The 6,502-nt window shown below is 71.0% G+C and carries 4 protein-coding genes and 1 pseudogene; 2 read left to right on the forward strand and 3 right to left on the reverse strand.

Annotated elements, in window-relative coordinates:
- Nucleotides 1-5: 5 nt before the first annotated feature.
- Nucleotides 6-1,664, forward strand: a complete 1,659-nt coding sequence (locus tag ACSNOK_RS02360; protein ID WP_436778842.1) for an ADP-ribosylglycohydrolase family protein — start codon at nucleotides 6-8, stop codon at nucleotides 1,662-1,664.
- A gap of 254 nt (nucleotides 1,665-1,918) precedes the next feature.
- On the opposite strand, the gene ACSNOK_RS02365 is transcribed toward ACSNOK_RS02360, so the two are convergent.
- The 3 genes from ACSNOK_RS02365 to ACSNOK_RS02375 form a co-directional block, all read right to left on the reverse strand.
- Entirely contained in the window at nucleotides 1,919-2,596 is a 678-nt protein-coding gene (locus ACSNOK_RS02365) for a hypothetical protein (RefSeq protein ID WP_436778838.1), read from the reverse strand.
- 608 nt (nucleotides 2,597-3,204) lie between these two features.
- Nucleotides 3,205-3,738, reverse strand: a complete 534-nt coding sequence (locus ACSNOK_RS02370; RefSeq protein WP_436778839.1) for a GNAT family N-acetyltransferase — start codon at nucleotides 3,736-3,738, stop codon at nucleotides 3,205-3,207.
- Between the two features lie 378 nt (nucleotides 3,739-4,116).
- Nucleotides 4,117-4,635 (reverse strand): hypothetical protein, encoded by a 519-nt coding sequence (locus ACSNOK_RS02375; RefSeq protein ID WP_436778840.1) that lies wholly within the window; start codon nucleotides 4,633-4,635, stop codon nucleotides 4,117-4,119.
- A gap of 512 nt (nucleotides 4,636-5,147) precedes the next feature.
- Here ACSNOK_RS02375 and ACSNOK_RS02380 point away from each other — a divergent pair.
- A pseudogene (locus ACSNOK_RS02380) lies at nucleotides 5,148-5,805 on the forward strand (class I SAM-dependent methyltransferase).
- Nucleotides 5,806-6,502: the final 697 nt, after the last annotated feature.

Raw genomic sequence — 6,502 nt, forward strand, 5'->3', positions numbered from 1 at the left:
ACGCCATGCAGTGGGAGGCCGTTCGCGCCTCGGCCCAGTGGGCCGCCTACGGAGACGCACTCGGTTTCATCACCGAGCTGACCGACGCCTCCGGCGTGCGCCGCCGTATCGGACGGGACGACGTCGTCGCCACCGTGCCCTGGAGACGGCGCGTCGGAGGGCGCTACGGACAGGACATGCCACTCCCCGCGGGCGCGTACTCCGACGACACCCAGCTGCGCCTGGCCACTTCCCGCGCCATCCGCGGCGACGGCGAGTTCGACGCCGAGGCCTTCGCGAAGATCGAGGTCGTCGCCTGGCAGGCCTACGCCCTGGGAGGCGGCCGCGGGACGAAGGCCGCGGCCGCCGGCCTGATGAGAGTCGACGCCAAGTGGTCGCAGAACGTCTTCGCCACCAAGGCCGCCCGCTACGTCGACATCGGCGGCAACGGGGCCGCGATGCGCATCCAGCCGCACGTCTGGTCCGCACGGGACCTCACCGACCGGGCCCGCCTCACCCGCGACGTCGTACGCAACGCCGTCAGCACCCACGGCCACCCCCGAGGCATCCTCGGCGCCGTCCTGCACGCCCTCCTGCTGGCCGACGCCCTGCACACCGGTGAGCTCCCCGGGCCCGAACGGTGGCGCGCCGCCATCGACTGGCTGGAACAGGTGCCGGACGTCATCGCGGAGGATGACGAACTCGCGTACCTGTGGCTGCCCGGCTGGAGCGCCGCTGCGGGCACCGACTTCCCGTCGGCCGCGAACACGGTCGCTGACGAGTGCCGTACCGCACTCGAAGTCCTCGACACCACGACGCCCCTGACCGCGGAGTCCTACGCCACCCTGGTGGAACGCTGGGGCGGCTTCCGGGACGCGACACGCGGATCGGGCACGGTCACCACCCTGCTCGCCGCCGTCCTCGCCCATGCCTACGCCGACGCGCCCGAAGCCGGCCTTCTCCTCGCCGCCAACACGCTCGGCTCGGACACCGACACCATCGCCACCATGGCCGGCGCGCTCCTGGGCGCCGTCACGGCGGCCCCCCCGCCCGGCGCCGTGCAGGACGCCCAGATCATCGACTCCGAGGCACGCCGCATGTGGGACATCTCGCAAGGACGGGAAGCCGGCACCTTCGCCTATCCGGACCTGCTCCGCTGGAGCCCCCCCAAAGCCACCCTCGACCTCGTGGGCCGCACGCCCATGGGACCGGCGCTGGCCGGCCTCGGACCCCTCACCCCCACGGGCACCCAGGCCGCGAGCCACCAGGCCACCTATGTCTGGGGCACCCTGCCGTTCGGCCAGAACGTTCTGGTCCGCGCCAGACCGGACCTCCGGCCGCTGGACGAAAAACTCCTCCCGAGCGACGCGAGGCCCCCACGGAACGGCCCCGCCGGGGGCGCCGCCAGCGACCGGCAGCCGCCCTTCGAGATACCGCTGCCGTCCCCTCCGCCGGCCGTCCGAGCCCCGGCCCGCCCCACGACCGCACCGGAGCGCACCCCCAAACAGGCCCCGCCGCCGCCGTCCCTGGAGGAGACGATCCAAGAACTGGCGAGAGGCGGTTTCGCTCCGGAACAGGTGGGCCGTGCGCTGCTGCAACAACTCCAAGGAGGCCGCTACACCGTGGAACGAGCCGCAGCCTTCGCCGGCCTCCTGGCACGCGCGTACCAGCACGGCGACCGATAGCCCTCTGTCCCCACCACGTCGACTGTCAACCGGATCGGCGGTCGGGGGAGGCGGAGCGAGGCGCCGGGGTCCGTCTCGTCGTCCATTCCCCCGTGGTACCGGGTAGACGGCGCGACCCGGTGTCCCTGGCGCACTCGTCGTAGGCCCTGCAATGGGGGAGAGGGCATTCGGCGACGAACCCGGCAGGGACACCGGCGTCGGACGAGGACCGGCTCCGCACGACTCACCCGACGGGACGGGCGGTCACGTTGCCTTCACCCGGCGGCCGTCGTGAACAGGCCGCCGTACCGGCGCCCGCGCACCCGGTCGTATATCGCACGGAGCCAGGGCTCCTTGACGGCCGGCAGACGGGCCAGGGTATGGAGGAAGGCATCGGTCTCCGGACCGAAGAGCCGCCACGGGCGCGGCGGTGGCGGGAAGTCGAGCAGGGCTTCCCGGGGGAGGCCGCCGGTCGCCGGTACGGGCAACCGGTCGCTGCGCGGGCGGGTCAGGTGTGTCCACATCCAGGAGAGCAGCGACACGGTCAGCGGACGTGCCCCGTCGTGGCCGGGCGGCCGCCATGCCTCGTCCGTCACCGGATGCCGCGGCACCAGCGCGATGTCGGCGCCGAAGGCCGGCAGACCGGGACCGGCCGGAACCGCTCGCTTGGCCGGAGAGCGCGCCTTGTCCGGTGCGAGGAGAGCGGTGAGCGCGCGGTCGAACATCTCGGTGAGGAGGCCGTCGGGGAAGATCACGGGGCTTCCTTGGGAGGCCACCAGCAGGTGGGCCAGTACGGCGCCGGCCGCGATCTCCCAATGCGGATCCCACCATCCGGCGGGGTGGAGCGGTGGGGGGCCGGGCTGTTCCTCTGCCAGGGCCTGCCAGTCGGCCGCCGGGCGGAGGGAGCCGTCCGGCCTCGGGCGCGGACGTACCGCGTCCGGCAGCAGCCACACCGCCTGCCCACCGAGCAGTCATCCTCGAGCGTCCCGACCTCCCGGCCGCAGCGCGCGCAGGCCAGGTTCGGGCCGCCGACCCCTGTCAGCCCGCAGCAGCACCCCTCGGTCCGCTCGGGGATCAGGACGGTGCCCCGGCTGTCGCTCGGCGCGAGGGCGATCATCCCGGCGGGTCCGGACGGCAGCGCGTGGACGGGGGCGTAGACCCCTTGAGCGGCGGCTTCCTCCGGGCCGACCTCGTCCCAGGGGCGCCATGGCGGACTCCACGGCTCGGGATCGACGGCGTACGTCCCCAACCGCATCAGGACGGGAAGCAGTTCGTGTCCGTAGGAGAAGCGGGCGTGGTCGGGGAGAACGACCCGTGTCACGGGCGTGGTCAGCGTGTTGTCGCATCGCCCGCACACGAATACGTCCGCCACCTGCCGCCGCCTTTCCGTCCCGGAACGTCCGGTCTCCTCACAACATCCGGATTATGTCCGTCCGGCGGTCCCTGAGGCGACCGGATTTCGGCTCGGCCCAGGACCGACGCCGTCCCGAAACGGCGCGGCGCGCCGACGAGGGCCGGGGTCCGGCCGGGGCGGTGTGGGGCCCTGCGGTGCGTCGTGTGCTCAGGCCTGGTACTCGGTGAGATCGATGGAATGGACATGCAGGGGAAAGCCGTGGACCGGGTGGGTCGTTTCGCGTTCCGGCACCATGCCGAGCTTGCGCAGCACGTTCTTCGAGCTCTCATCGCCTGGGCGCACGATGCCGACGACCCGGTCGAGGCCGCGGTCCTGGAGAGCGAACTCCAAGGTGGCCTGTGCGGCTTCGGAGGCATAGCCCTGCCCCCAGAACGGCCGGCCGAGCCGCCATGTGATCTGCACCGCGGGCAGCACCTGCGGCAGGAACTCCGGAACGGACAGACCGACGGCCCCGGCCAGCTCGCCCGACCCCAGCAGTTCCACGGCGAAGACGCCGAAGCCTTCCTCGTCCCACTCCTCTTCCCACCGCTCGACGGTCTCCGCCGTACCGTCCTCGTCGAGGACGGAGCCGTCGTCGATCCAGCGCATGACGTGCGGGTCGGCGTGGATGTCCGCCAGGGGAGCAAGGTCGTCGTCATCCCAGCGGCGCAGCAGGAGACGGGGGGTGTGGATCTCGTTCATGACCCCCATCCTCCCCCGCCGCGCGGCGGCCGGTGTACGCGAGGGGGCTCGGAGGGCGGCTGAGGGCTGCGAGGACGCGGGGTATTTCCGGGCGGCGGCGACGCTTGATGCGCGGGGAGAAGACGGAACCGGAGAAGACATGGCGCAGGGGATGCGCTCTACGCGACCGGAGGCGAAGGGTCGTGCCTATTGGGGGTGGTCGGTGACACCGGCTGCGGCAGAGCTGAAGATCAGCAGGCCGCAGACCAATGTCTTCCCCACCTGTCGGTCGTTCGCTTCCCGTGTGCTCCGACGCGTGCTCGCTTTCTTGGCCATGGCGCTGGGTGGCAGGGAGCTTCAGGGAACTTTGGCATAAGTCGCTCGCCGGAAGGTACGGGATCAGTTGCTGGTGGGAGGGCTGGAGCGCCAGCGGGTGCCGAGGGCGCTGGTGGCTTTGTGCATGATGGTGGGAGCGGGCGGCGCGGTCCAAAGCTGGAGGAGGTAATGCTCGGTGGGTGTGCCCTCGCGGTGGCGATTTTCGCCGTCGTCGCGGTGCCGGCCGGATACGCGTAGCCGGTAGGTTCCGGGGCCGGGAATGGCGAGGGGCAGTTCCTCGTCGTAGGTGTATCCGGCGCCCCACACCTCCATGCGCTGGCCCGGCCACCGGAGGGTCGCTTCCGCCACGTCCTGCCAGGGGGCTGTGTCCAGGGGCGGTGCTCCGTCCCAGCTTTCGGCCGTGGCCTCGATGGTGCCGGTGTGCGTACCGCAGAGAACGGCGGCACCGCCCTCGACCACGGTGAGCAGACCAGTCTCCTTGAAGTCGGCTGAGAAGTCGTCCATGACGTCGGGATCGAGCACGGTGAAGACGTTGTATTCGATGAAAAGCTCGCCGCTTTCGCGCTGGATCAGCTCGGCCATAGGCGTTTCCTCCTCGCACAGGGGGGATGGCGGCGGATGCCAAAAGTATCTGCTGCCGGGGGCGGGGTGTGGCTTGGGGTGCTCAGCGAAGGCCGGTGGGCCGTACCTTTGGGGTGTTCCAGCTTGTTTCGGGTGTGCCCGTTCCCGGGGAGTGAGTCTCGGCTCCTGCCTCTCGGTTGACTCGGTCGTGATCCATGCGCTCTCGACCGGCGGAAGGAGAACCGACCGGTCCGAGGCGATCTTCGGCTGGCAGGGGTGCGCGGTTGTGTGGTCGGTCTGTCCGAGCCGCAGCGCTAGCATCCATCCGTGCCCCCGAACTCCACTTGACCGGCGCGGACGTGTCTTGTTCTGTGGGGACTGGCCCCGGACAGGACGGTGTCGTTGCCTCAACCGGTCACCCTGTTGTTGTCCGGCTCTTCCGCCGGGCCGGCTCTTCATTCCCGGGCGTTTGAGGTGTTTTCGGTGTGGCTGTTGAAATATGGGCGCGCCGAAGTTTTTGACGGAGTGACGCCATGACGACACGGCCGCACCGTTTCCTGGAGGCTCTTGAGCGGTTCAATGCCGCTCACCCCTGGGATCACAACGCCCACTATCACTCCTGGATTGTGCGTCGGCTTCCTCGGCGCTTCGGCCATGCCCTGGACGTCGGCTGCGGCAGCCGGGGACCTGGCCAGGCTCTTGGCCGGACGCGCGAGCACGGTGCACGGTATCGACTGCGATCCGGAGATCGTCGCCCGGGCACGGGAACTGACCTCCCCGGCGTCTGCCGTCACCTTCACGACCGCGGACGCGTTGACCGAAATCCCGGCAGTCTCCTACGACGTCATCACGTGCGTCACCGCGATCCACCATTTGCCGTTGTCCGCTGCTCTGACCGTCTTTCGCCGGCACCTGGCGCCCGGAGGACCTCTTGTGGTTCTTGGTCTGTCGCGTCCGACGACCCCAGGCGATCACCTGCTGGGAGCCGCGGCCGTCCCGCTCAACGCCGTCGTGGGATGGCTCAAGAACAGGGGCCGTACGGCGCCTTGTCCCGTTTCGATGACGGCCTCGACCCGGCCGGCGGAAGTGAGCTTCCCCGACATCGTCCGCGAGGCCCGTTCGGTTCTGCCCGGTGTACGACTGCGTCGTCGGCTGTTTTGGCGCTACACGCTCGTTTGGCAGCACCGTTGAGGATTCCCGTGGATGCCGGGTGTCACTGCGCGGGTGGGAAAGGAGACCGCTGGCAGGCGGCACGGGAGTATTCTGAGCCTTCGGGCCTCGGGAACCGGACGTGTTCTGGTACAGCAACGGCGCGCCGGGGGCCACCGCCGGTAGGCCGGGACCGTCGGCAGGGGGGCGAGGAGCGCTCCGCCACCGAGACCGGATCCTCTCGGCCGTGGGCGGTCAGTGGGGCGCGCCGCGTCGCCGATGGCCGTCAGCGTTCCCAGCTCCTCACAAGGCGGCGGAACGGGGGGCGCCGGTGTCGGGACCGAGGGGAGCGGGCCGGAGCCCTGCACGCGACGCCGCGGCGGGAAACGCCATGGCGCACCGCGGGGCGTTCCCGAAGAGCAGCTCCACCGTTCCCTCCGCCGGCCGCGGTCGGCGGAGGGGTGCCCGCACGCTCGGTTCGCCGAAGGCGAGGGCCTCCTCGCCGCAGTACACGGCCACGCCATCCGGGCAGGTCAACGCGGTACGCCGCACCACCCCGACCTGCTCGACCCCAAGCAGCGGCCGAATCTGCTGGGCTGCGGCCACACCGTCGCCTCCCTCGCCCCCGGCGAGGCCGCCGCCCTCACCCGCCTGTTGCCACACCGCCCAGGAGAAACAGTCGGGCCCCCACCCCGACGTGCTGTTCGCCCTCGGGCCGGCTGCCCACCCCCTCATGGAC

The sequence above is a fragment of the Streptomyces sp. URMC 126 genome (assembly GCF_051386555.1).
Lineage (GTDB): Bacteria > Actinomycetota > Actinomycetes > Streptomycetales > Streptomycetaceae > Streptomyces.